The sequence below is a fragment of the Halomonas sp. B23F22_3 genome, from assembly GCF_043496965.1.
Classification (GTDB): Bacteria; Pseudomonadota; Gammaproteobacteria; order Pseudomonadales; family Halomonadaceae; genus Halomonas.
Window position 1 is genome coordinate 392,085 of sequence record NZ_JBIEKG010000005.1, and the last position, 21,562, is coordinate 413,646.

A 21,562-nucleotide genomic window follows, 5' to 3' on the forward strand; every position below is an offset into this window, starting at 1 on the left:
AGCGCCTCGGCGTCGCTCGATCAACGCCTGGGCACGAAAACCGGTGCCCCGTCGACCTCGACGCGGGTCAGCGCCTGGTCATAGAGGCGCTCCAGGGCCGCGGGCACCAGCATCGCCTCCGCAGGGCCCCAGCAGGCCTCGCCGTCGGGATAGAGCAGCAGCAGGTGGCTGCACCAGCGCGCCGCCAGATTGAGGTCGTGCAGGCACATCATCACCGCGCCGCCGCCCTCGGCCTGTTCGGCGAGCAGGCCCATCACCGCCACCTGATGGTGGAGGTCCAGGTGGTTGGTGGGCTCGTCGGCGAGCCACACCCCCGGCGCCTGGGTCAGCACCGTGGCCAGGCTGACGCGCTGGCGCTCGCCACCGGAGAGGGTCGCGAGCTCACGCTCGGCCAGGTGCGACAGGTCCAGGCGCGAAAGCGCCGCCTCGGCGCGAGCATGATCCTCGGGACCCTCCTGCTGCCAGGGCGACAGGAAGGGGTGGCGGCCGATCAGCGCGGTCTCCCGCACCGTGGCCGGGAAGTCGTCGTGGCGCTCCTGGAACACCAGGCCCACCCGGCGCGCCAGGGCCCGCCGCCGCCAATCGGAAAGCGGCCGACCCTCGAGTCGCACCTCCCCCGAGCGCGGCGGCCGCAGCCCGGCCAGGGTATGCAGCAGGGTGGTCTTGCCGGCGCCGTTGGGCCCCAGCACCCCCCAGCGCTGGCCGGGTGCGACGACGAGATCGAGCGGCCGGCCGTCCGCGCGACCGGGGACGTCGATGAGCAGCCGATGCGTCGACAGGGCCTTCATCAGCGACTCCGGTAGAGCAGGTAGAGAAAGCTCGGCACCCCGATCAGCGCCGTGATCACCCCCACCGGCAGCTGCTGGGGGGCGATCAGGGTGCGCGCCAGGGTGTCGGCGAGGGTCAGCAGGATGCCGCCGGCCAGCAGGCTCGCCGGCAGGATGCGCCGCTGGTCGTTGCCCAGCCGCAGGCGCAGCATATGCGGCACCATCAGCCCCACGAAGCCGATGCTGCCGGCGGTGGTGACCGCCACGGCGGTGAGCAGGCTCGCCAGCAGGTAGAGGGTCCACTCCAGCGGGCGCACCGCGACGCCGAGCGCCGCGGCCTGCAGCCCGCCCCGGGCCAGCACGTTGAGGGTACGACCCAGCGGCAGAATAACGACCAGGGCCAGCGCGGCCACCACCAGCACCGGCCAGGGCGTGCCCGCATAGGCGAGATCGCCCATCAGCCAGTAGAGCATGCCAGGCAGCCGCTCCACCGGGCTCACCGCCAGCAGGAAGGTGATCACCGCCCCCCAGCCGGCGGCCATCACCACCCCGGTGAGCAGCAGGCGAGTCGGCGTCCAGCTGCCGGTCCCGTGGGCCAGGCCGAAGACGATCAGCGTCGAGGCCAGCGCCCCGGCGAAGGCCGCCCCGCCCACCAGGGCGGCGCCGAGGCCCGCCAGCATGGCGGCAAGCGCCGCCACCGAGGCGCCGCCGGAGAGCCCCAGCACGTAGGGGTCGGCCAGCGGATTGCGCAGCAGCACCTGCATCAGCGCCCCGGCGAGCGCCAGCAGCGCGCCGGTGCCGAAGGCGGCGAGCGCGCGAGGCAGGCGCAGCTCGAGCACCAGGGTGCGATGCAGCGTCTCGCCCCCACCGGTCAGTACCCGAAACAGCTCATCCGGGCCGAGCGACACGCTGCCCAGCGCCAGCGCGACGCCCTGAGAGAGCAGCGCCGCCAGCGCCAGCCAGGCCAGCGGCGTGGGACGCCGCCCGAGGCGGTCGAGCACGCCCCTAGCGCCGCTCACGGGCGGTCTCCAGCCGGGCGCAGAGCGCCCTTGTTCCCTCGAGCAGCCGCGGCGTGGCGCGCTGCACCAGGTCCGGGTCGATGAAGAAGAGGTTGTCACGGCGAACCGCGGTCATCTCCGGGTAGTCGCGCCAGGCCTCGAGCCAGGAGGAATCGGGCTCGCCCATGCCGCCGGTGAGGATCACCTCCGGGTCGCGGGCGAGCACCGCCTCGACGCCGATGCGCGGCACCAGCGGTCCCTCCTCGGCGAAGAGGTTCTCGCCCCCGCAGAGCGCCAGGGCCTGGCTGATCCAGTGTTCGCCGTTGACGGTCATCAGCGGCTGCTCCCAGACCTGGTAGAAGACCGGGACCGGCGCGGCGGCGGCATGCTCTGCACGCAGCGCGGCCACCTCCTCGCGCAGCGTGCGGGCCGCCTCCTCCGCCACCGCCGCGCTGCCGGCCAGCGCGCCGAAGCGCTCGAGGCTTCTCGCGATGCCGGCGAAGTCGTTGACGTCGGAGTAGAAGACGGGAAGGCCGAGACGGGGCAGCCGGTCGACCTGCTCGCGGGGATTGCCGCCGGCCCAGGCCACCACCAGGTCGGGCGCGAGGGCCAGCAGCGCCTCCAGATCGAGGCGGTCGTAGCTGCCCACCCGGGGCAGCCGCGCCGCCTCGGGCGGGTAGTCGCTGAAGCTGACCGCCCCGACGACTGAGTCGCCGGCCCCGGCGGCATAGAGCAGCTCGGTGACGCCCGGCGAGAGCGCGACGATGCGCCGCGCCGGGGCGTCCAGGCAGACCTCGCGCCCGGCGTCGTCGGCCACGCAGACCTCCTCCCCGGCCTGGGCGGCCACCATCGGCGGCAGCATCAGGCCGGTCAGCAGCGAGCGAGAGAGCCGACGCAAGATCACTGGCCGAAGTTCACGCTGAGGAAGGCCGTGCGGCCGGCATTGAGGTAGTCACGGCCGTCGAAGTAGCGGGTCGTGGCATACGCCTTGTCGAAGACGTTATCGACGCTCAGCCGCGCCGACCACAGCGGGGCGAACTGCCAGCCCGCGCGCAGGTCCAGCTGGCCGAAGCCGCCGAGGCGCTCCTCGTTGGCCGCATCGTCGAAGCGATCGTTCTGGGCGATGAACGAGCCGCCCAGCGACCAGTCACCCAGCTCGCGATCGAGGTCCAGGCGCAGGCTCTGGCTGGCCCGGCGCGGCAGTCGATGGCCGGTCTCGCGATCCTCGGTGTCGGTCAGGGTCAGGGCCGCCTGCAGCGTCCACTGGTCCAGGTCGAGGCCCGAGGCCAGTTCCAGGCCGCGGATGCGCGCCTCATCGATGTTCTCGTTCTGGCTGCCCGTCGAAGCGATGAAGTCATCGACCCGCGTCTCGTAGGCCGCCAGGTCCCAGAAGAACCGCGCGTACTGGCCTCTCACACCCAGCTCGACCGTCGCCGAGGTCTCGGCCTCGAGGTCGGGATTGCCGGCGAAGTAGCCGAGATCCGGATAGTAGAGCTCGTTGAAGGTCGGGGCGCGATAGGCGGTGCCGTAGCTGGTACGCAGGGTGTGGTGATCGTCGAGCGCATAGCCCAGCGCCAGGTGGCCGGTGAGCTCCTCGCCGAAGGCCTCGTTGTCATCGTGGCGCAGCCCGGCCTGCAGGGTGAAGGGAGCAAAGTCCATCAGCGCCTGGGCGAAGACGGCCACGTTGTCGCGGCTCTCCTCGGCATAGGTGCCGGAGCCGGTGTCGCTGCCGGCGATATCGTCCTCCTGGTATTCGGCGCCGGCCACCAGCTCGTGGGGCCCGAACCAGGCGGTGTTCTCCCAGCGCAGGGTCTGGGTCGTGGTGTCGAAGAGGCTGTCGAAGGCCGCGGTCTCCGTCTTGTCCCGGGCCTCGCTGAGCGTCAGGCGGCTCTTCCAGGCATCGGTCACCGGCAGCTCGCCGTACAGGCCGGCGACCTGCTGGACGAAATCGGTATTCCCGCCGACGAACTCGGTGTTGCCCCGGGCGCGCAGGGCCAGCACGCCCACCTCGGCGCCGTTATCGAAGCCGTGGGCGAGCCGCACCAGGCCGGAGGTGTTGTCGTAGCCCTTGTCGCCCTCGCCCTCGACGATCTCATAGCCGTCGGTCTCCAGGCGGCTGGCGGCGACATGGTAGCGGGTGCCGCCCTCGGCTCCGGAGAGCGAGGCGCTGGCGCGCCGGGTGTCGAAGCTGCCGCCCCCCACCGAGATGCGCGGCGTCGGCGCCCCTTCCCCTTCCGGGGTGAACAGCTGCACCACGCCACCCACGGCGTCGGCGCCGTAGAGGCTGCCCCGCGGTCCGCGCACGACCTCGACCCGCTCGAACTGGCGCGGATCGAGGAACTGCCAGGCGGGCGCCCCATCGGTGGCGGAGCGCAGGCGAATGCCGTCGATCATCAGCAGCGTGGACTTGCTGCTGGTCCCCCGCACGTAGACGCTGCTGGTCTTGCCGAAGCCGCCATTGGACGAGACGTCGACACCAGGCTGGCCGCGCAGCAGGTCGGTGATGTCGGTGGGATTCTGGCGACGCAGCGTGGCCTCGTCGATCACGGTGACCGAGGCCAGCGTCTCGTCGGCGGTGCGCGGTGCGCGGGTGGCGGTGACCGTCAGCGGGTTGAGGGTCTCGGCGACGACCCCGTTGGAGTCAGAGGTCGACGACGTGCCCTGGGCCTGGACGGCCAGCGGCAGCGCGGCCAGGGCGAAGGCCGCCAGGCCACGGGAGGCGTGAATGGTGTTCATGTGGGTCCCTTGCCGCCGTGCTCACCCGCACGGCGCCTTGCGTTTTTTCTGGTGGGCCGGCGGAAGGGAGCGAGAACACGGGCGCCCGCGGCCTGGTGCCGGGAGACCCGCCTCGTGATCGCCCTCCGCGATCCGGCATGTGCTCTCAGGCCGGTCTCCGGGCTGACGAACGAAGGGCCTGGCCGAGCCAGGGAGACACCTTCCGGACCGCCGCCTTCCCATGCCGCGGGGGCACAGTGGCCTACCAGTGACGGTAGTGGCGGACCTCGATTCGATCACCGTTGCGGGGGCAGCGTCGGACTCGCCCTGGGGGGCACCGACTTCCCGTTTACCCGGTGGAGCTCGCTCCACCGGCACCTGAGAGTGCGGGTAAGCTAGCAACCGGCCCCAAGGGCGTCAACGCGAATCACCGACGCCGTTGACGCGGCTCATGCCAAGATCAGGCAAATTTCAGACAATGGTCAGGCAACGAGCCAACCCATGGCGCACGTACCAGATCTCGTCGGCACGCGCCGCCGCGTCCTGGCCCAGCCAGCCGGCGAGGTCGCGCAGGCGCCGATCCGCCGGGTCGACAGGCACGATGCCGCGTCCCACCTCCGGCAGGATCAGCACGATCTCGCCCTGCCCTCGGCGCTCGGCCTCGACCATCGCCTCGAGCTCGGCGGCGAGCCGGGCGCGGAGCCGATCGTCGTCGGGCTCATCGACCAGGGCCGCGGCGAGCCCGTCGAGCCAGCCGCTGATCACCAGGCACTGCCCCGGGGCGAGCCTTCCCCGCCAGCCATCGGGGAAGGCGCCCTCACCCGCCCGCCACCAGGTCGCCGCGGGGTAGCGGTGCGCTACGAGGTCGCGCTTGCCGGCGCAGGCACCGCCGATGAACAGCCGCATTGCCACCCCTCCTCGCCGTGGGTGAAGACGAATCGCCGGCCCTGGGCCTGACCCACCACGCCGGCCCAGAAGTCGGCGCCCTCCAGGCGCCGGGAGAGCTCACGGATGGCGCCGCTGTGGCTGACCGCCAGCACCCGCCGATGGCCGTGGATACGGGCCTCGGCCAGCACCTCGTCGAGCCAGGCGGCGAGCCGCGCCCAGAGGTCGTCGGCGGATTCGCCGCCGGGCGTGGCCCGCATGCCGCGGCTGTCGACCCAGGCTCGATAGCCCGGGTCGTCCTTGAGCGCCTCCCAGGTACGCCCTTCGTAGTCGCCGAAGTCCAGCTCGCGCAGGCGGCGGTCGAAGCGCGGCGCCTCGGGATGATTCGCCCAGGCGCTGCCCTCCCGGATATGGTCGAGAGTCTGGCGACAGCGGGTCAGGTCGCTCGCGTGCACGGCATCGAAGCCGGTCTCGGCCAGCGCCTCGCGCAGGCGTTCCAGATCGGGCAGCGCCTCGGGCAGCAGCAGCGGAATGTCGCGCTGGCCCTGGTAGCGTCGCTCGCGGTTCCAGCTCGTCAGGCCGTGACGAACGACCACCAGCTCCAGGCGATCAGCAGCAGCCATAGTTCTCCTCCTTCGATGGCGGCCCCGACGATATCGCCGTTGATGCCGCCGAAGGCCCGGCGCGTCGCCAGGCCGTAGCCGATGATAAAGACGCCGAGCCCGGCCGCCATCCAGGCGCCGCCGGGCCACCAGAGCGAGAGCGCCAGCGGCGCCACGGCGGCCAGCGCCAGGTCGCCGCGGGTCAGGCTCTGCTGCCAGGCGTGGGCCATCCCCTCGGGGCGGGCCGCCGGCACCAGGATCAGCAGGCCGACGCCGCCGAGCCGCCCCAGGGCGAGCAGCGCCACCAGCCCCCAAGAAGGCGCGCCGGCATCGAGCAGCGCCCACAGCAGGGCGAGCTTCCAGGCCAGCAGGAAGACGAGTGCCAGCACGGCGAAGCTGCCCACCTGGGGGTCCTTCATGATCGCGAAGCGCTTCTCCCGCGGGGCGTTGCTGCCCAGGGCGTCGGCCAGGTCCATCAGGCCGTCGAGGTGCAGGCCGCCGGTCAGCGCCACCCACAGGCTGAGCAGCGCCAGGGCCAGCAGCGGAGAGGGCAGCAGCGGCTCGAGCAGCGTGCCCGCCGCGGCTACCAGGGCCCCGAGCAGCGCGCCGACCAGCGGATAGGCCCGGGCCGCCCAGCGCCGGGTGGCCGGCGTCCAGGGGCACGCCAGCGGCACCGGCAGCCGGGTCAGGAACTGGATCGCCAGCAGCACGCCGAAGGCCGCGCTCTTCATGGGGTCGCTCCTCTCACACTCTCGCCCTTCCCCTCGATGTCTTTCCAATCGATGACCTGGCCGGCCACCACCTCGACCACCCGGTCCGCCTCGGCGGCCAGGTCGCGATGCAGCCGCTGCAGGAAGGCCAGGTAGCGCCACACCATCTCATCCCGGGGCGGCAGGTCCTCGTTGAGGTCGTTGGAGACCACCACCAGGGCGATCTTTCGGCGTCGAACCATCGCGATCAGCCGCCCGAGCATCGCCCGGCCCGCGGCCTCGTCGCGCCCGGCCTCGAACAGCCACTGGCCGGCCCACAGGGTCAGGCAGTCGAGCAGCACGCTGCTGCCCGCCTCAAGGCCATCCAGGGCGCCGACGATCTCCAGTGGTGCCTCCCGGGTCAGCCAGCCCTCGCCGCGCTCGCGGCGATGCCGGGCGACCCGAGACGCCATCTCCTCGTCGCCGACCCGCGCCGTGGCGAGATAGACGAGCCTGGCTCCCTCCCGCCCCTGCAGGCACTCGAGGGCCAGGGCCTCGGCCACCGCGCTCTTGCCCGAACGCGCCCCGCCGGCGACGAAGGCGATCATGGGCGCCTCCCGGCCGCGAGTGCCGCGAGCAGGCGGGCGTTGTCGGGCCCCTCACGCAGGGCCAGGCGCAGCCAGCGGCCGTCGAGGCCGGGGAAGTTGTGGGTATGGCGCGCCAGCAGGCCGCGGCGCAGCAGGAAGGCGAACAGCGCCTCGGCCTCCACGGCGTCGCGGCCGCCGCGCAGCAGCAGGAAGTTGGCCGCGCTGGGCGCCACCGCATAACCCAGCGCGCGCACCCGCTCGGGCAGGTCACGCTGCTCGGCCAGCCAGGACCGGGTGCGCGAGAGGTAGTCGGCATCGGCGAGCAGGGGTTCCACCAGCGCGAGCGCCAGGGCGTTGACGCTCCAGGGCAGCTGGCGCGCGGCGAGCCGCGCCACCGTCTCGGGCGTGCCCAGCAGATACCCAAGCCGCAGCCCCGGCAGGTCATAGAGCTTGGTCAGTGAGCGCAGCAGCAGCAGGTTCGGCGCCTCACGAAGCAGGGGCGTCAGCCGCTCGTCCTGCGCGGTGAAGTCGACGAAGGCCTCGTCCACCACCAGGGTGGTGCCGGTCTCGCGCCCCCGGGCCAGCAGGCGCTCGATGGCCAAGCGGGGGGTCAGGGTGCCGGTGGGATTGTTGGGACGGCAGAGGAACAGCACTTCGGCCTCCCCCATGGCCCGCTCGGCGGCGTCGACGTCGAGGGTGAAGGCCTCGCCGCCAAGCGCCAGAGACGTGACACCGAGGCCATAGTGGGCGCAGGCGCGGGCATATTCGCTGAAGGTGGGCTGCACGATCAACGCACGGCCGCCGGCATGCAGGCCCGCGGCGAGATGGATCGCCTCGGCCCCGCCGGCCGTCACCAGCACCCGCTCGGGGTCGACGCCCTCGTGCTCGGCGATGGCGCGGCGGGCGCGGTCGTCGTCGGGGTCCGGGTAGCGGCTCAGGCAGTCGGCGGCGCCGGCCAGCCAGTCACCGAGCCAGGGCGGCGGCCCCAGGGGATTGAGGTTGGCACTGAAGTCGATCAGCGGGTGCTCCGCCGGCAGGCCGTAGCGCGCGAGCAGCGGCGCGGCGCGCCCGCCGTGACCGGGCCAGGACGAAGCGGTCCCCAGGCTCATGACAGGAGCTCCCACGCCAGGGTTGGCAGGCTCATCAGCAGCAGGAAGGCCAGCCAGCCGCCGTGCATGTGCCGGATGGCGCGGCCGATGTGGCCCACGGCCAGGGGCTCGAGGGCCGTGCCCAGGGTGGCGCGGTGCGAGGGGCGCCCGGCGTAGTGGTTGAGGCCGCCGAGGCGCACCCCCAGCAGGTTCGCCACCATGGCCTCCGGCCAGCCGGCGTTGGGGCTGGGGTGGCGGGGCGCCTCGCGGCGCGTGGCGGCGAGCACCCCGGCCCGGCGGCTGCCGGGGATCGCCCAGGCGGCCAGCCACAGCGCCAGCGCGGTGAGCCGCGCCGGCAGCCAGTTGACGGCATCGTCGAACCTCGCCGCAGCGCGCCCGAAGTCGAGGTGGCGGGGGCTTCGGTAGCCGACCATGGAGTCCAGGGTGTTGGCCGCCTTGTAGGCCAGGGCCAGGGGCGCGCCGCCGACCAGCGCCCAGAAGAGCGGCGCGGTGATGCCGTCCACGGTGTTCTCGGCCACGGTCTCCACCGCGCCCCGGGCAAGCTCGCCCTCGTCGAGCGCCTCGGTGTCGCGCCCGACGATCATCGCAAGCGCCCGCCGCGCCTCGACGCGATCGCCGCGAGCCAGCGGTGCGGCCACCGCCCGGGCGGCCTCGGCGAGCCCCCGGGCGGCCAGGGTGGTGGCGAGCAGGCCGAGCTCGGCGGCGAGCGCCAGCCAGGGGCTGAGCCAGGCGAGCATCGCCAGCACACCCCAGGCGAGCGCCCAGCTGCCGCCCACCACGACCAGCACCAGCCAGCGGCCGCGACGCCGGCGCACGGCGGCGGGCCCGTAGTTCCAGGCCCGCTCGAGCCGGGCGATCACCCGCCCCATGCCCACCACCGGGTGCGGCAGCCAGGGCGGGTCGCCAAGCAAAAGGTCGAGCAGCAGGGCCGCGATGACCAGGCCCAGCAGCGCCAGAGAGAAGGGCTCGACGAGCGGGTTCATCACGCGCCCTCCGTCATCGCCAGGGAGGCCAGGACGCCCCGATATACGGCGTCGGCGATGGCGCGCCCGAGCCGCGTGCCGGAGCCCGCATAGGGGGTGGTGGCACCGCGCTGGGTGGCGGCGACCGCCAGGCAGTCGGTGGAGGTGCCGCTGGCCGGAGTACCGGTGTGCGGGTCGCGCACGCCCCGGGCGCGAAGGGCCTGCACCTTGGCCTCGGTGATCGACTGGGCGGCGTTGACCATCGCGCCGTCGTCGAGATGGCCGTCGATGAAGACCAGGATATTGATCGTGCCGACCACCGGGCGCGGATCGCCCCGAACCGGCGCGGTGATGTCCACGGCATTGCCGACCCCGGCGGTGACCGCGGCCAGCACCGCACGCTCGCCGGCGTCGGCCGCCTCCAGCGCCAGGTGGGCCGGCGAGACCGCGGTCATCATCGCCACGCTCTGCTCACCCTCGAGGCCGCGCCGGGCGAGCCAGTCGAGCAGGTCGGCCCGGGGCTCACGGCCGGCATAGCCCTTGTCGACGTGGAAGTTGCAGAAGTGTCGCGCCCGGCCGAGCCCCGCGCCCACCAGGGCGCTACTCAGGGTGCGCAGCGGGGTGGCATGGGCGAGGTGCACGGCGTGCTCGTCCACCCTCAGCGTCAGGCCGGCGCCGAAGGCCAGCTCGCGGCCCCGGGGGCCCACGGGGGAACGCGCGGCGGGAGAGAGCGGGATCGCCACGGCTCAGGGCGCCTCGCGGTCGTCGATGCCGGCATCGGCGAAGGTCGCCATCTCGGCGAGCATCGCCGTGGCCGCCTCGAGCAGCGGGAAGGCCAGCACGGCCCCGCTGCCCTCGCCCAGGCGCAGCGCGAGGTCGAGCAGCGGCTCGGCGTCGAGCGCCTCCAGGGCCAGGCGGTGGCCGGGCTCGTGGGAGCGGTGGCCGAAGATCAGGTAGGGGCGCAGGGCGGGCTCGAGCCGGCAGGCGGTCAGCGCGGCCACCGTGGCGATGAAGCCATCCACCAGCAGCGGCAGACGCCGCTCCGCGGCCTCCAGGTAGGCCCCGACCATGGCGGCGAGCTCCAGCCCGCCGAGCGCGGCGAGGATCGCCAGAGGATCGTCGGGATCGGGGGCACGATCAGCGAGGGCCGCCTCGATCACCGCTCGCTTGTGGAGCAGGGCCTCGCCCGCCACGCCGGTGCCGGCCCCGACCAGCTCGCTCACCGGGGCACCGGTCAGGGCCGAGAGCATGGCGCTGCTGGCCGTGGTATTGGCGATGCCCATCTCGCCGGCGATCAGGCAGCGGCAGCCGGCCTCGGCGGCGCGGCGGGCGGCGCGGCGGCCCACCGCGATGGCGGCCAGTGCCTCGTCGCGGCTCATGGCGTCCTCCCGGGCCAGGTTGGCGGTGCCGGGACGGACCCGATCGCGCACGATGCCGCCCGCCGGCAGCTCGCTGGCCACGCCCACGTCGACCACCTCGAGGCGCGCACCGATGCGCCGCGAGAAGACGTTGATCGCCGCGCCGCCGGCGACGAAGTTGGCCACCATCTGCGCCGTGACGGCCTGGGGAAAGGCCGAGACCCCCTCCTCGGCCACGCCGTGATCGGCGGCGAACACCACCACCGCGGGCGGCGTCACGACCGGGAAGTCCTCGCCGGTCAGGCCGGCCAGGGTCACCGCCAGCGCCTCGAGACGCCCGAGGCTCCCGGGCGGCTTGGTGAGGGTATCGAGGTAGCGGCCGACCCGTTCGGCACAGGCCGCGTCGGGCACGGCGATCGACGGCGCGGGATCATTCACGGGTCGCTCTCCGGCATCTTGATGAGGCCGCACATGCTACCAGAGCCGCGGTCTTCGCACCGCCGTCTACCTCATGACGGGAGTGCTACGCTTGAGGATGGCAGCACAATCACAACAAGGCCCGGCCGAGCGCCCGTCAGCCGCTCGCCGGGTATGCCAGGAGACTCGTCATGACCCGACAGCCCCCCGATCACAGGACGCGCGGCATTCATGAGCTCTACGCCGAGGACCCAGAGGCCGCGGACAAGAAGCTCTGGGACCGCGAGGTCGACCCCGTCACCCGCCGCGGTTTCCTGAAACGCTCGAGCCTGCTCGCCATGGCCGCCGCGGTGGGGGGCTCGATCCCCTTCGCCGATCGCATGCCCGGCGGCCTGATTCCCGCCGCCCTCGCCCAGAGCGACGAGCCCTTCACCCTCAAGGGCAAGGAGGGCCTGACCGTCCTCAACGATCGCCCCATCAACGCCGAGACGCCGCCGCACCTGCTCGACGACGACATCACCCCCGGCCGCGTCATGTTCGTGCGCAACAACGGCATCCCGCCGGCCCTGGAGAACATCGACGCCGATACCTGGCAGCTCGAGATCGGCGGGGAGTCCTGCGAGAACCCCCAGAGCTTCTCGATCGCCGAGCTGAAAGAGCGCTTCGAGCACCACACCTACCAATTGCAGGTGGAGTGCGGCGGCAACGGCCGCAGCGAATACGTGCCCTCGGCGAGCGGCAACCAGTGGACCACCGGGGCGGTGGCCTGCCCGACCTTCACCGGGGTACGCCTGCGCGACGTGCTCGAGGCCTGCGGCATCAAGGACGACGCCGTCTATACCGGCTACTACGGCGCCGATGCCCATGCCAGCGGCGATCCCAACAAGGATCCGATCTCCCGCGGCGTGCCCATGGAGAAGGCGCTGGAGGACGAATCGCTGATCGCCTGGGCGATGAACGGCGAGGACATTCCCTACCTCAACGGCTATCCCCTGCGTGTGGTCTGCGGCGGCTGGCCGGGGTCGGTCTCCGGCAAGTGGCTGCAGCGCATCGTGATTCGCAACCAGAAGCACGACGGCACCAAGATGGGCGCGCCCTCCTACAGCGTGCCCAGGCACCCGGTCGCGCCGGGCAGCAACGTGCCCAAGGAGGATTTCGTCACCATCCAGTCGATGCCGGTCAAGTCGCTGGTGACCCATCCCCGCTCCGGGATCGATCACGCCCTCGGCGAGGCCATGACGGTACGCGGCCACGCCTGGGCCGGCGATTTGTCCGTCAAGGAGGTGCATGTCTCGATCGACTTCGGGGCGACCTGGCAGAAGGCCGAGCTGAAGGATCCGCCCAACCGGCTGGCCTGGCAGCGCTGGACGACCCAGGTGGAGTTCCCCGAGCCCGGCTACTTCGAGGTCTGGGCCAAGGCCACCGACGAGAACGGTCGCTCACAGCCCATGGTGGTGCCGGGCTGGAACCCCAAGGGCTATCTGAACAACGCCTGCCATCGCATCGCGGTCCAGGTGGCCTAGGAGGTCGTCATGAAACGCTTGCAAGTGCTGGCCATGACCGCCCTGGGCGTCGCCTTGATCTGCCTGCCGCTGGCGGCAGGCGCCCAGGAGGGGGAGGCCCCGCCCAAGGACCCGGAGACCGGCCTGATCAAGGCGGAGGGATGGGAGACGGTGCGCAGCAACTGTACCGCCTGCCACTCGGCCAAGCTGGTCACCCAGAACAGCGGCTCGCGCAACCACTGGCAGTACCTGATCCGCTGGATGCAGGAGACCCAGGGGCTCTGGGAGTTCGATGCCGAAACGGAGTCGACCATCCTCGACTACCTGGCGGAGCACTACGGGCCCAAGGAGGGTGCGCGACGGCCGCCCATCCCGCGCGCGCTGATGCCGGACAATCCCTACTCGACGATGGCCGAGTCGGGCTGAACCGACGCCTGCTCCACCGCGACGGGCCCCTCACGAGGGGCCCGTTCTCTTTTCGGGCGAAGGCGTCCAGGGACCGGTTCGGCCCATCCTGGCCTCAGGGCATCAGCACCGCCGCCCCGGAGAGCCGTCCCTCGCGCAGGTCCTCGAGCGCTTGATTGGCCTCCTCCAGCGGATAGGCGCGCGTCTCGGTGCGAATCGGCACCCCGGGCGCGAGGGCCAGGAACTCCTCGCCGTCGCGACGGGTGAGATTGGCCACCGAGCTCAGGCTGCGCTCCTCCCAGAGCAGGCGGTAGGGAAAGGCGGGAATGTCGGACATGTGGATGCCCCCGGAGACCACCGCCCCGCCGGGGCGCACCGCGGCCAGCGCCGTGGGGATCAGCGCGCCCACCGGGGCGAAGAGCAGCGCGGCGTCCAGGGGCTTGGGCGGCGCCTCGTCGCTGCCGCCGGCCCAGACGGCGCCGAGCCTGCGCGCAAACGCCTGGGCCTGGGTATCGCCGGGCCGGGTGAAGGCATAGACCGCCTGCCCCCGGGCCACGGCGAGCTGGGCGAGGATATGCGCCGCGGCGCCGAAGCCGTAGAGGCCGAGGCGTCGGTTCGTCTCGCCCCCGGCCAGCCGCCAGGTGCGATAGCCGATCAGCCCGGCGCAGAGCAGCGGCGCGGCGGCCTGGGCATCCTCGGCCGGCAGGGGAAAGCAGTAGCGGGCGTCGGCCACGCAGTACTCCGCATAGCCGCCGTCGCGGGTGTAGCCGGTGAATTCGGCCCGTTCGCAGAGGTTCTCGCGACCGGCGCGGCAGGGATCGCACTCGCCGCAGGTCCAGCCCAGCCAGGGCACGCCGACCCGCTGCCCGATGGCCAGGTCGGTCACGCCCTCCCCGCGCGCCGCCACCTCGCCGACGATCTCGTGCCCGGGGATCAGCGGCAGACGAGGCTCGCTGAGTTCGCCGTCGAGCACGTGGAGGTCGGTGCGACAGACTCCGCAGGCCAGCACCCTGACCCGCACCTCGCCGGGGCCCGGCTCGGGCAGCGGCAGGCGCTCCAGTCGAAGCGGCTGGCCGGCGGCGTGCAGCCGCATGGCGCGCATCTCGCTCATCGGGCTCTCCTCCTGTGGCGCAGTGATTCGCTGCCCGCAGGATAGCCCAGGGCTCAGGCGGAGACCCGCACCTCATAGCCGGTGAACTTGCGCAGGTTGATCACGCCGCTGTCCAGTATCAGGTATTGCCCCTTGATCCCCAGCAGGGTGCCGTCGACGCGCGGGTGCTTGTCGAGGTTGTGGGAGACCACCTTGGTGGGGAACTCGAGCACCGGATAGTCGAAGCTCAACGGCGCCTCGTCGAGGACGCGAATGGCGTCGGCGCCGAAGCGTTCGCGCAGGTTATCGAGGCCGCTGCCCAGGCGCTCCAGCAGGCGATCGCGCTCGGCGGCGAGATCGAGCGGCTCGGTGGTGCCCTTGAGCATGGCCCGCCAGTTGGTGCGATCCGAGACCTGCTCCTTGAACAGCACCTCGACGAAGCCCGACTGCTGACGGGTATCGACCTCGAGGATCGGCAGGGCCTGCACCGCGCCCTGGTCGAGCCAGCGCGTCGGCATCTGGCTGGCCCGGGTGATGCCGACCTTGAGCCCCGAGGCGTTGGCCAGGTAGACCACGTGGGGCTGGAAGCAGTGGCGCTCGGCCCAGTCCGGCTCGCGGCAGGTGCCCTCGAAAAAGTGGCAGAGCTCCGGCTTCATGATGCAGGTGTCGCACTGGGCGAGCTTCTTGAAGCAGGGGTAGCAGTGCCCCTGGGCGAAGCTCTTCCTGGTGGCTCGGCCGCAGTGTGTACAGGCGATGGCGCCGGTCCACTCCAGGCTCAGCGGCTTGCCGAGGCAGGCGTTGAGGTCGAGGCGGGCCTCGCCGGCGCGCAGCACGTAGCGCGCCGGCGAGCCGGGCTCGATGGCCATCTTGGTCAGGCAGCCTTGGTGCACCTGAGTTGCGTCGATCGACTCAGTCACTGCCGACGTCCCGGGCCAGGCCGGCCAGTTCGGGGGGCACGTCGGCGCCGCTGCTGGCGCTGCCGCAGGTGCGGCGCTGCAGGTAGCCGACCCGCTGCTCCTCGGGCACCCGGTTCTCCACCTCGTAGCGCATCACCGCCTCCAGGCAGAGCTCGGTCTGCTCGGCGGTCAGCATCCGGCCATCGGGCCACTTGCGCAGCGAGACGGCCTGCTTGAGGCTCTCGTAGATGGACGGGGTCATCTGCTGGATCATGCGATCGAAGGACATTTCGCTCATGACGGGTTCTCTCAGGGATGGGACCTCAGGATGGGCGGCGGGCACGGCCGGAATGATACCAGCCCAGCGCCAGCCCCACGACCAGCCCGCCGAGGTGCGCCTCGTTGGCCACGTTGCCGAACCCCACCATGGCCGCCATGTCGGTCATGGCGAAGACCAGCCAGCCGAGCATGAAGACCACCAGCATCTGGGGCACGAAGAAGCCGCTGCGCGGCGCGCGGCGCGACATCAGCCAGACGTAGCCCAGCAGCGCGAAGTCGACGCCGGACATGCCGCCGAACAGCACGGTGCCGGCGGCGTACTGGGCCAGGTTGGCGCCGATGCCGGCGACCAGCAGCAGCATCAGCATGCGCCGGCTGCCCTGCAGCGCCTCCACCTGGCGGCCGAAGTACCAGAGCCAGAGCATGTTGAAGATCAGGTGCATCCAGCCGAAGTGCAGGAAGGCCGGCGACAGCAGCCGCCAGACCTGCCCCGACGCGAGGGCCTCGCCGAGCCCGCCGAAGGCCAGCCCGCCCTTGACCACGATCACCGGCACGATGGTCAACGCCGCGACCACGCGATCATCGAGCAGGCTCATCAGGGCGAAGACCGCGAGGCAGAGCGCCAGGGTAAGCGAGGTCACCGGCACCCGCCGGAACGGCGCCAGCCACTGACTCGCCGGAATAGCCCCGGCCCTCGGCGCGTCGGGCATCAGCGGCTCGCCCCGCCGCCAGCGCTCAAGCAGGGAGAGCATCGCCTCGTGCTGCGCGGGGTCGACCAGCCACAGCACCTGCCCCTCGCCCTCCTCGGTGATCCGATGCCCGATACGGTGGGCCCACAGCGCCTGTCGCAGCGCGCGGGTATCGACATCGTGGGGCAGCAGGATTACCCGGTGCATGGTCTCTCCAGTGGGGCTGTTGCAAGCGCGGCTCTCTCACGCATGGGTCGCTTGAGCCGTGTCCATGTCGGCCGTGACGGCGCCGGCCGGCCATGCAAAGAAAAAGTCCGGCGGAGGGGGCCGCCGGACAAGAGCAAGGGATCATTCAAGGGAACACTTACTCTGATGGCGTCGGTCAACAAGAGTTCATCCCGATGACGCGCTTTTCGCGTAACAAATTGTATCAATCGAAATCGATCTCCCAGGGCTGCGGCCGGGCCTCCTCCTCCCGGGGCACGCGGATCCACACGAAGTGGTTGGCATCGAGCCGCGCCTCGCCGCTCCAGCGGTAGGCCACCAGGCGACCGAACTTGACGGCGCTGTAGTCCAGGCAGGCGATATTGCCCGCCGGCAGGGCCGGGATCCCCTCGCACCAGTAGTGGCCGATGAACAGCGGCGGCTGCTCGGGACCATAGTAGCTGAGCCGCGCGCACTCCTCCTCGGTGAGGGCACGCCGCTCCAGGTCGCCCGGCAGGTTGTCGGGCTGGAACACCACGTCGCCCCAGGTGCGCGGATGGTGCGCCCAGAAGTGGGCGCGGAAGCTGCGCCGGGTGAAGCCGTCCCCCGAGTGGATCGCCACGCCCTCGGGCAGCGGCACGTGGGTGCCGCGGGTCAGGCGATCGAGGATCCGGAACTCCCGGGTCCCGGGCACCACCGAGGCGGCCAGGAACTCCTCGTCGATGCGCCCGTCCGGATGGTCGCGGCGCAGGTCGTCGATCAGCGCCGGGTCCCAGCAGGCGTGCACCACCCGCAGGCCGTCGAGCTCGAGGAACAGCGGAATGTCCATGAACCAGGCCAGCGCCTCCTCCCACTCCTGGGGATGGTCGCGATACTGCTCCAGGGTCTCCTTGATGATGCGGTTGTGACGCGGCGTGTGCTCGCGGAGCCAGTCCCGCCCCATGCCAGGCGGCGCGCGGTGGCAGTAGGCCAGGGCGTTGAGCTCATGGTTGCCCATGACGATATGCGCCTCTCCCGCCTCGACCATGCGCCGGGCGATGGTGACGGCCAGGCGGATCCGCGGGCCGCGGTCGATCAGGTCGCCAAGGAAGATCACCTTGCGGCGAGGATGACGATAGACCCCGCCGCGCTGATGGTAGCCCAGGCGCTCGAGCAGCGCGCCGAGGGTCGCCCCGCAGCCGTGAACGTCACCGATCAGGTCGTAGCCTTCGAGGGCGCCCGGGTGAGTCCGGTGGCTCGAGGGAGTCGGTTCGAGAGTGCCTTGCATGCTCACCTCAGTCGCCCAGGCGATTGCTCCAGCCCAGCTTGCTGCGCAGGACCTCGAAGAAGTTGTGGCCCAGCGGATGGACCAGCTGGACCCGACGCGGCTTGCGGCGGATCACCAGCACGTCGTCGGGCTTGGCCACCGCCCGCGTCTGGCCGTCGCAGCTGATGTGTGGATAGGTCTGGTTGGTCTCGCCGATATGGATGCGGATCTCGCTGGCGGCATCGATGACGATGGGGCGACTCGACAGGGTATGCGGGAACATCGGCACCAGCGTGATGACGTCGAGCTTGGGGTGCATGATCGGCCCGCCACCGGAGAGCGCGTAGGCCGTGGAGCCGGTGGGCGTGGCGATGATCAGGCCATCGCTGCGCTGGCTGTAGACGAACTGGCCGTCGATGAACAGCTCGAACTCGATCATGCGCACCGCCTTGCCCGGGTGCAGCACTACCTCGTTCAGGGCATCGCCGTTGCCGACCTGCACCCCGTCGCGGTAGAGCTCGGCATCCAGCAGGAAGCGCTCCTCGAGTTCAAAGCGGCCCGCGAGGACCTCGCCGACCCGCGCCTCCAGCTCGTCCGGGGAGATATCGGTGAGAAAGCCCAGTCGACCGCGATTGACGCCCAGCACCAGGGTGCCGCTGTGGCAGAGAGTACGCGCGGCGCCCAGCAAGCTGCCGTCGCCGCCGACCACGATCACCAGGTCGCAGAGCTCCCCCAGCAGCCGACGGCTGGCCTCGGGATGGCCATGGTCGAGCAGCACCGTGGCGGTCCGGTCCTCGATGATGACGTGATAGCCGCCGTCTTCGAGAAAGCGGATCAGCCGCTTGAGGGTATCGACCACCTTGGCGCTGCCCAGACGACCGATCAGACCGATGTTCTTAAAGGTTGTCATGCACGGGCCTCTCGCTTCGCGGCCGGCCATTATGGCGATTGGCCGTGAGGCGAGCAAACGCCCTCAGGCGGCGCTCAGGCGCCGGCGCTTCAGCCACCACTCGTTGAGCCACAGCGAGCCGACGATGATCGCCCCGCCCACGCCCAGGCGTATGAGGTCGGCATCGCGATTCCAGATCAGCAGGTTGACCAGCAGCCCCGCCGGGATCAGCAGGTTGTTCATGACCGCGAGCGCCCCGGCATCGACGCGGGTGGCTCCGAGGTTCCACAGGAAATAGCCGAGCCCCGAGGCCGCCAGGCCCAGCCACAGCAGCACGCCCCACTGCATCGCGGTGGTGGGCAGGCCCGCGGCGTTGCCCAGCAGCGCGAAGGCCGGCACGGCCACCGCCAGGGCGCCGAGGTAGAACCAGGCGAAGACGCTGTGGCGGGGCAGCGAGTCCGGCAGGCCCGCCGACAGCCGGCGATAGCCCACCTGACCCAGGGCGAAGCAGAGGTTGGCCCCCTGGACGACCAAGAAGCCGGACCAGAAGCCGCTGTCGAGCCCCTGGTAGCGGATCACCGCCGCCCCCAGCACCGCCAGCGACGCGGTCAGCAGATAGAAGGGGGTGAAGCGGCCGAACAGGGCGTCGTCGAGCAGCGCGATATAGAGAGGCGTGAAGATGGTGAAGAGCAGCACCTCCGGCACGGAGAGCAGCAGGAAGGACTGATAGAAGAAGATGTACATCACGCCGAGCTGCACCGCCCCCAGCCCCATGAGGGCCAGGCGTTGCCCGCCACGCAGCCGCGCGGGGCGCAGGAACGGCAGGAAGACCAGCGTCGCCAGGCCGATGCGCATCAGCACGGAGAAGTAGCTGTCCACCTGACCGGCCAGGTAGACGCCGATCAGCGAGAACGAGAATGCCCAGAGGACGGTGACGCCGACGAGAAGGCCCAAGGTAAACTCCCGGAGGATGAATGGTTGACGGCGATTATACCCAGCCCGGCCGCAGAACCAAGGCCCCGTCGCCCCGCCCCGTCAGGGCGACGGTCGACGCAGCCACCAGAGCGCGTAGACCACCCCGGGCAACCAGCCGAGCAGGGTCAGCGCCAGGCTGAGCACCACCCGCATCGCCCCGCCTCCCGCGAGCCCCACGGCCAGCGGCGGCAGCAGCACGGCCAGGGCGTAGAGGGCCACCCTGGATCCGGCGGTGGGCGGCAGGGACTGCGCCTCGGGCGCCGCCTGGTCAAGAGCCTCGCCCGACGCCTGATCCTCGCCCGGCGACGCGGTCGCTCGCCCCTCGTCGACCTTGACGCGCTCCCCGGCGGCCGGCGTGAAGTGCCCGACGCTCGAACTCGCCTCATGCTCGAGGGCGCGACGGTGGGCCTCGTGATCGATCTTCTGCTCCAGCGACTCCGCGCCCTCGGCCAGGGTGTCGTGATAGCGCTCCCAGTCTTCCCAGTCGAAGGGCGTGCCGGCGCGAGGAGGTTGCTCCCCCGCCTCGATGGCACGCGACCAGGCCTTCTCCTCCAGGGTGTTGGGGCGCTCCTGGTCACGCCCCGCATCCAGCCCCTTGCGGGCCATGTACTCCCGAGCATCCATGATGCGACTCCCTCGGTCGGTCACCGCCGGCGACACCGACGGCTGGTGTGCGTGAGTGTGCCATATTGGAGCCGGCAAGCGTTGTCGGGTTCCTGATCGAGCGCCGGACGCGGCGACGCACGCCGCCAGCGTTAACAGGCCCCCTTCGCCGCGCGTGGGGGGTGTCGACTATGCTGGAGGCGAGACGAGGACGCGCCGCGAGCCGCCTTGGCCGTCACTTTGAAAGTCGCGGCGTCGCCCCGGTCATCATTGCCCGGCACAAGGAGCTATGCCATGCCCAACAAGGCCCCCACCATCGTGCGTGAGATCATGTCCCGCGACTGCTACCGGGTCACCGGCCAGGCCTCGGTAGCCACCCTGGCCGAGGGCCTCGCGCTGCACCGCCTGCCCGGCGTGCCCGTGGTCGACGAGCGGGACCACCTGATCGGCTTCATCTCCGAGCAGGACGTGATGGGCAAGGTGCTGGAGAGCTCCTACCTCGGCGACGAGCCGCCGCTGGTGCGTGAGATGATGCGCAACGAGGTGCTGTCGGTGTCGCCCACCAAGAGCATCACCGACCTGGCCCAGGAGATGCTGGGCGCCAAGCCCAAGGTCTATCCGGTGGTCGAGCAGGGTCGGCTGGTGGGGATCGTCACCCGCCGCGACGTGCTGAGCGCGCTGATCCGCATGCGCCACTCCTGACCCTCGACGACAGGACGCAAGACCCGCCCTCGCCACTCGGCCCCCGCGCCGGGTGGCGAGGCTGTTGGCGCGCACCGCCACGCGACGGGCCATGCCGAATCCCGACGCCAAATCCCGACAGGGCCCGCGGCTCTCCTACCCAGGCAACGCCCACAAAGAAAAGCCGCCCCATGAGACATGGGGCGGCAAAGATCGATAGTGCAAGCCAAGGCAACAGTGTTAGCGACTGCTATCGCGTTGTTGCCTATGCACCTTCTGACAGCGGTGAAGAGAAAAGTTCGTCACCGCGCAAAAAAATATCCCCTCGGCCGCCCCGCCCCTTCGTGCCGCCCCCCGCAAGGCACCGCGGAACAGCCACTTAGCGCGGATCGGACAAAAAAGCCCGCGGCTCGCTTGCAAAGGCTAACCACTTGGTTTTACTATCCAAATCCCTTCGCGGGTGTAGCTCAATGGTAGAGCAGAAGCTTCCCAAGCTTAAGACGAGGGTTCGATTCCCTTCACCCGCTCCACGCCCCGGCGTGCCGCCTCAGCTTTCGATTTCATCCGTTTCCCGGATCCGCCGCACCCGTCGCTGAGCGATCGGTACCAGCTCGATTGCACGGAGCCGCGCACCATGACCATTTTCCTGCTGGTCCTCACCGTCTGCCTGGTCATCTTCGGCGCCATGATCGCGCTGATGATGCTCTCCGGCACTCCCCGCTATCGCACGGAACCCGAACAGCTGATGACGCTGTTCGACAAGGCCCTCGAGAGCACCGTCAGCGAGACCGAGTGGAACACCATCATCGGCTACCCGATCCGCCACGACGACTATCTGGAGGGGATTCGCCGCCGGGCCCAGCGACTGATGGACGAACATGGGCGGCCTTCGCGCATGGCGCGCGGCAAGCCGCTGCTCGACGACGAGGGGCAGGAGGAACTGGCGGCACTGCGTGACCACCTGGCGGCCCACACCGCCCTGCGCCGCCGCGAGGATTGACGCCAAGCGTTGAA

Annotated in this window: 24 protein-coding genes, 1 tRNA gene and 1 riboswitch; of the genes, 5 read left to right on the plus strand and 20 right to left on the minus strand. The window is 71.1% G+C overall.

Annotated features, from left to right (window positions below; all coding sequences use genetic code 11):
* Positions 1-20 precede the first annotated feature (20 nt).
* The 12 genes from ACGTNG_RS13860 to cobT all read right to left on the minus strand — a co-directional run bounded on the left by ACGTNG_RS13860 (position 21) and on the right by cobT (position 11,110).
* Positions 21-788, minus strand: a complete 768-nt coding sequence (locus tag ACGTNG_RS13860; protein WP_394797107.1) for an ABC transporter ATP-binding protein — start codon at positions 786-788, stop codon at positions 21-23.
* On the minus strand, positions 788-1,786 hold the full coding sequence (locus ACGTNG_RS13865) for a FecCD family ABC transporter permease (RefSeq protein ID WP_394797108.1): 999 nt from the start codon (positions 1,784-1,786) through the stop codon (positions 788-790). Before ACGTNG_RS13865 ends, ACGTNG_RS13860 begins: the two co-directional genes overlap by 1 nt.
* On the minus strand, positions 1,773-2,669 hold the full coding sequence (locus tag ACGTNG_RS13870) for a cobalamin-binding protein (protein ID WP_507161322.1): 897 nt from the start codon (positions 2,667-2,669) through the stop codon (positions 1,773-1,775). Before ACGTNG_RS13870 ends, ACGTNG_RS13865 begins: the two co-directional genes overlap by 14 nt.
* Positions 2,666-4,501 carry a TonB-dependent receptor domain-containing protein gene (locus ACGTNG_RS13875; RefSeq protein ID WP_394797109.1) on the minus strand — a complete coding sequence of 612 codons (1,836 nt, stop codon included), beginning with the start codon at positions 4,499-4,501 and terminating at the stop codon, positions 2,666-2,668. The genes ACGTNG_RS13870 and ACGTNG_RS13875 overlap by 4 nt, the downstream gene beginning before the upstream one ends.
* A gap of 131 nt (positions 4,502-4,632) precedes the next feature.
* Positions 4,633-4,877: riboswitch (cobalamin riboswitch) on the minus strand.
* Positions 4,878-4,951: 74 nt separating this feature from the next.
* On the minus strand, positions 4,952-5,386 hold the full coding sequence (locus ACGTNG_RS13880; protein ID WP_394797110.1) for a bifunctional adenosylcobinamide kinase/adenosylcobinamide-phosphate guanylyltransferase: 435 nt from the start codon (positions 5,384-5,386) through the stop codon (positions 4,952-4,954).
* Positions 5,338-5,988 carry a histidine phosphatase family protein gene (locus tag ACGTNG_RS13885; RefSeq protein ID WP_394797111.1) on the minus strand — a complete coding sequence of 217 codons (651 nt, stop codon included), beginning with the start codon at positions 5,986-5,988 and terminating at the stop codon, positions 5,338-5,340. Before ACGTNG_RS13885 ends, ACGTNG_RS13880 begins: the two co-directional genes overlap by 49 nt.
* Positions 5,940-6,698, minus strand: a complete 759-nt coding sequence (gene cobS / locus ACGTNG_RS13890) for an adenosylcobinamide-GDP ribazoletransferase (RefSeq protein WP_394797112.1) — start codon at positions 6,696-6,698, stop codon at positions 5,940-5,942. The genes ACGTNG_RS13885 and cobS overlap by 49 nt, the downstream gene beginning before the upstream one ends.
* On the minus strand, positions 6,695-7,264 hold the full coding sequence (locus ACGTNG_RS13895; protein WP_394797113.1) for a bifunctional adenosylcobinamide kinase/adenosylcobinamide-phosphate guanylyltransferase: 570 nt from the start codon (positions 7,262-7,264) through the stop codon (positions 6,695-6,697). Before ACGTNG_RS13895 ends, cobS begins: the two co-directional genes overlap by 4 nt.
* Positions 7,261-8,352, minus strand: a complete 1,092-nt coding sequence (cobD, locus tag ACGTNG_RS13900; protein WP_394797114.1) for a threonine-phosphate decarboxylase CobD — start codon at positions 8,350-8,352, stop codon at positions 7,261-7,263. The genes ACGTNG_RS13895 and cobD overlap by 4 nt, the downstream gene beginning before the upstream one ends.
* Positions 8,349-9,335, minus strand: coding sequence for an adenosylcobinamide-phosphate synthase CbiB (gene cbiB / locus ACGTNG_RS13905; RefSeq protein ID WP_394797115.1), 987 nt, complete (start codon positions 9,333-9,335; stop codon positions 8,349-8,351). The genes cobD and cbiB overlap by 4 nt, the downstream gene beginning before the upstream one ends.
* A complete protein-coding gene (locus ACGTNG_RS13910; RefSeq protein ID WP_394797116.1) occupies positions 9,335-10,057 on the minus strand; it encodes an adenosylcobinamide amidohydrolase in 723 nt (240 codons plus the stop codon). Before ACGTNG_RS13910 ends, cbiB begins: the two co-directional genes overlap by 1 nt.
* Before the next feature lie 3 nt (positions 10,058-10,060).
* Positions 10,061-11,110 carry a nicotinate-nucleotide--dimethylbenzimidazole phosphoribosyltransferase gene (cobT, locus tag ACGTNG_RS13915; RefSeq protein ID WP_394797117.1) on the minus strand — a complete coding sequence of 350 codons (1,050 nt, stop codon included), beginning with the start codon at positions 11,108-11,110 and terminating at the stop codon, positions 10,061-10,063.
* A 170-nt stretch (positions 11,111-11,280) separates the two neighbouring features.
* Here cobT and ACGTNG_RS13920 point away from each other — a divergent pair, with 170 nt between their 5' ends.
* Both ACGTNG_RS13920 and ACGTNG_RS13925 read left to right on the plus strand, forming a co-directional pair.
* Positions 11,281-12,612 carry a sulfite oxidase gene (locus ACGTNG_RS13920; RefSeq protein WP_394797118.1) on the plus strand — a complete coding sequence of 444 codons (1,332 nt, stop codon included), beginning with the start codon at positions 11,281-11,283 and terminating at the stop codon, positions 12,610-12,612.
* 9 nt (positions 12,613-12,621) lie between these two features.
* Entirely contained in the window at positions 12,622-13,017 is a 396-nt protein-coding gene (locus tag ACGTNG_RS13925) for a hypothetical protein (RefSeq protein WP_394797119.1), read from the plus strand.
* A gap of 94 nt (positions 13,018-13,111) precedes the next feature.
* Here the strand turns inward: ACGTNG_RS13925 and ACGTNG_RS13930 are convergent, their stop codons facing one another.
* From ACGTNG_RS13930 to ACGTNG_RS13965, 8 genes are all read right to left on the minus strand, one after another.
* Positions 13,112-14,107: a zinc-dependent alcohol dehydrogenase family protein gene (locus ACGTNG_RS13930; protein WP_394797120.1), complete on the minus strand. Its 996-nt coding sequence runs from the start codon at positions 14,105-14,107 to the stop codon at positions 13,112-13,114.
* A 53-nt stretch (positions 14,108-14,160) separates the two neighbouring features.
* Positions 14,161-14,952, minus strand: coding sequence for a DUF2797 domain-containing protein (locus ACGTNG_RS13935; protein WP_394797206.1), 792 nt, complete (start codon positions 14,950-14,952; stop codon positions 14,161-14,163).
* A 43-nt stretch (positions 14,953-14,995) separates the two neighbouring features.
* Positions 14,996-15,280 (minus strand): YeaC family protein, encoded by a 285-nt coding sequence (locus ACGTNG_RS13940; RefSeq protein WP_394797121.1) that lies wholly within the window; start codon positions 15,278-15,280, stop codon positions 14,996-14,998.
* 25 nt (positions 15,281-15,305) lie between these two features.
* On the minus strand, positions 15,306-16,157 hold the full coding sequence (locus ACGTNG_RS13945; protein ID WP_394797122.1) for a rhomboid family intramembrane serine protease: 852 nt from the start codon (positions 16,155-16,157) through the stop codon (positions 15,306-15,308).
* A gap of 223 nt (positions 16,158-16,380) precedes the next feature.
* Positions 16,381-17,421 carry a metallophosphoesterase gene (locus ACGTNG_RS13950; protein WP_394797123.1) on the minus strand — a complete coding sequence of 347 codons (1,041 nt, stop codon included), beginning with the start codon at positions 17,419-17,421 and terminating at the stop codon, positions 16,381-16,383.
* A 7-nt stretch (positions 17,422-17,428) separates the two neighbouring features.
* A complete protein-coding gene (locus ACGTNG_RS13955; RefSeq protein WP_394797124.1) occupies positions 17,429-18,310 on the minus strand; it encodes an NAD(+) kinase in 882 nt (293 codons plus the stop codon).
* Between the two features lie 63 nt (positions 18,311-18,373).
* Positions 18,374-19,243, minus strand: coding sequence for an EamA family transporter (locus ACGTNG_RS13960; RefSeq protein WP_394797125.1), 870 nt, complete (start codon positions 19,241-19,243; stop codon positions 18,374-18,376).
* Between the two features lie 81 nt (positions 19,244-19,324).
* The gene (locus ACGTNG_RS13965; RefSeq protein WP_394797126.1) at positions 19,325-19,888 is read right to left on the minus strand and encodes a YqaE/Pmp3 family membrane protein; all 564 of its coding nucleotides are present in this window, start codon (positions 19,886-19,888) and stop codon (positions 19,325-19,327) included.
* Positions 19,889-20,161: 273 nt separating this feature from the next.
* Here ACGTNG_RS13965 and ACGTNG_RS13970 point away from each other — a divergent pair, with 273 nt between their 5' ends.
* From ACGTNG_RS13970 to ACGTNG_RS13980, 3 genes are all read left to right on the plus strand, one after another.
* Positions 20,162-20,569 carry a CBS domain-containing protein gene (locus ACGTNG_RS13970; protein WP_394797127.1) on the plus strand — a complete coding sequence of 136 codons (408 nt, stop codon included), beginning with the start codon at positions 20,162-20,164 and terminating at the stop codon, positions 20,567-20,569.
* Positions 20,570-21,004: 435 nt separating this feature from the next.
* Positions 21,005-21,078: transfer RNA gene (locus ACGTNG_RS13975), tRNA-Gly, on the plus strand.
* A 104-nt stretch (positions 21,079-21,182) separates the two neighbouring features.
* Positions 21,183-21,548: a hypothetical protein gene (locus ACGTNG_RS13980; RefSeq protein WP_394797128.1), complete on the plus strand. Its 366-nt coding sequence runs from the start codon at positions 21,183-21,185 to the stop codon at positions 21,546-21,548.
* Positions 21,549-21,562 lie beyond the last annotated feature (14 nt).

Bases quoted from the DNA above. Each gene is read 5' to 3' on its own strand.
- ACGTNG_RS13860 (WP_394797107.1), bottom strand. From the start codon at position 788: ATGAAGGCCCTGTCGACGCATCGGCTGCTCATCGACGTCCCCGGTCGC.
- ACGTNG_RS13875 (WP_394797109.1), bottom strand. From the start codon at position 4,501: ATGAACACCATTCACGCCTCCCGTGGCCTGGCGGCCTTCGCCCTGGCC.
- ACGTNG_RS13880 (WP_394797110.1), bottom strand. From the start codon at position 5,386: ATGCGGCTGTTCATCGGCGGTGCCTGCGCCGGCAAGCGCGACCTCGTA.
- ACGTNG_RS13885 (WP_394797111.1), bottom strand. From the start codon at position 5,988: ATGGCTGCTGCTGATCGCCTGGAGCTGGTGGTCGTTCGTCACGGCCTG.
- cobS (WP_394797112.1), bottom strand. From the start codon at position 6,698: ATGAAGAGCGCGGCCTTCGGCGTGCTGCTGGCGATCCAGTTCCTGACC.
- ACGTNG_RS13895 (WP_394797113.1), bottom strand. From the start codon at position 7,264: ATGATCGCCTTCGTCGCCGGCGGGGCGCGTTCGGGCAAGAGCGCGGTG.
- cobD (WP_394797114.1), bottom strand. From the start codon at position 8,352: ATGAGCCTGGGGACCGCTTCGTCCTGGCCCGGTCACGGCGGGCGCGCC.
- cbiB (WP_394797115.1), bottom strand. From the start codon at position 9,335: ATGAACCCGCTCGTCGAGCCCTTCTCTCTGGCGCTGCTGGGCCTGGTC.
- ACGTNG_RS13920 (WP_394797118.1), top strand. From the start codon at position 11,281: ATGACCCGACAGCCCCCCGATCACAGGACGCGCGGCATTCATGAGCTC.
- ACGTNG_RS13925 (WP_394797119.1), top strand. From the start codon at position 12,622: ATGAAACGCTTGCAAGTGCTGGCCATGACCGCCCTGGGCGTCGCCTTG.
- ACGTNG_RS13930 (WP_394797120.1), bottom strand. From the start codon at position 14,107: ATGAGCGAGATGCGCGCCATGCGGCTGCACGCCGCCGGCCAGCCGCTT.
- ACGTNG_RS13935 (WP_394797206.1), bottom strand. From the start codon at position 14,952: ATGGCCATCGAGCCCGGCTCGCCGGCGCGCTACGTGCTGCGCGCCGGC.
- ACGTNG_RS13940 (WP_394797121.1), bottom strand. From the start codon at position 15,280: ATGAGCGAAATGTCCTTCGATCGCATGATCCAGCAGATGACCCCGTCC.
- ACGTNG_RS13945 (WP_394797122.1), bottom strand. From the start codon at position 16,157: ATGCACCGGGTAATCCTGCTGCCCCACGATGTCGATACCCGCGCGCTG.
- ACGTNG_RS13950 (WP_394797123.1), bottom strand. From the start codon at position 17,421: ATGCAAGGCACTCTCGAACCGACTCCCTCGAGCCACCGGACTCACCCG.
- ACGTNG_RS13955 (WP_394797124.1), bottom strand. From the start codon at position 18,310: ATGACAACCTTTAAGAACATCGGTCTGATCGGTCGTCTGGGCAGCGCC.
- ACGTNG_RS13965 (WP_394797126.1), bottom strand. From the start codon at position 19,888: ATGGATGCTCGGGAGTACATGGCCCGCAAGGGGCTGGATGCGGGGCGT.
- ACGTNG_RS13970 (WP_394797127.1), top strand. From the start codon at position 20,162: ATGCCCAACAAGGCCCCCACCATCGTGCGTGAGATCATGTCCCGCGAC.
- ACGTNG_RS13980 (WP_394797128.1), top strand. From the start codon at position 21,183: ATGACCATTTTCCTGCTGGTCCTCACCGTCTGCCTGGTCATCTTCGGC.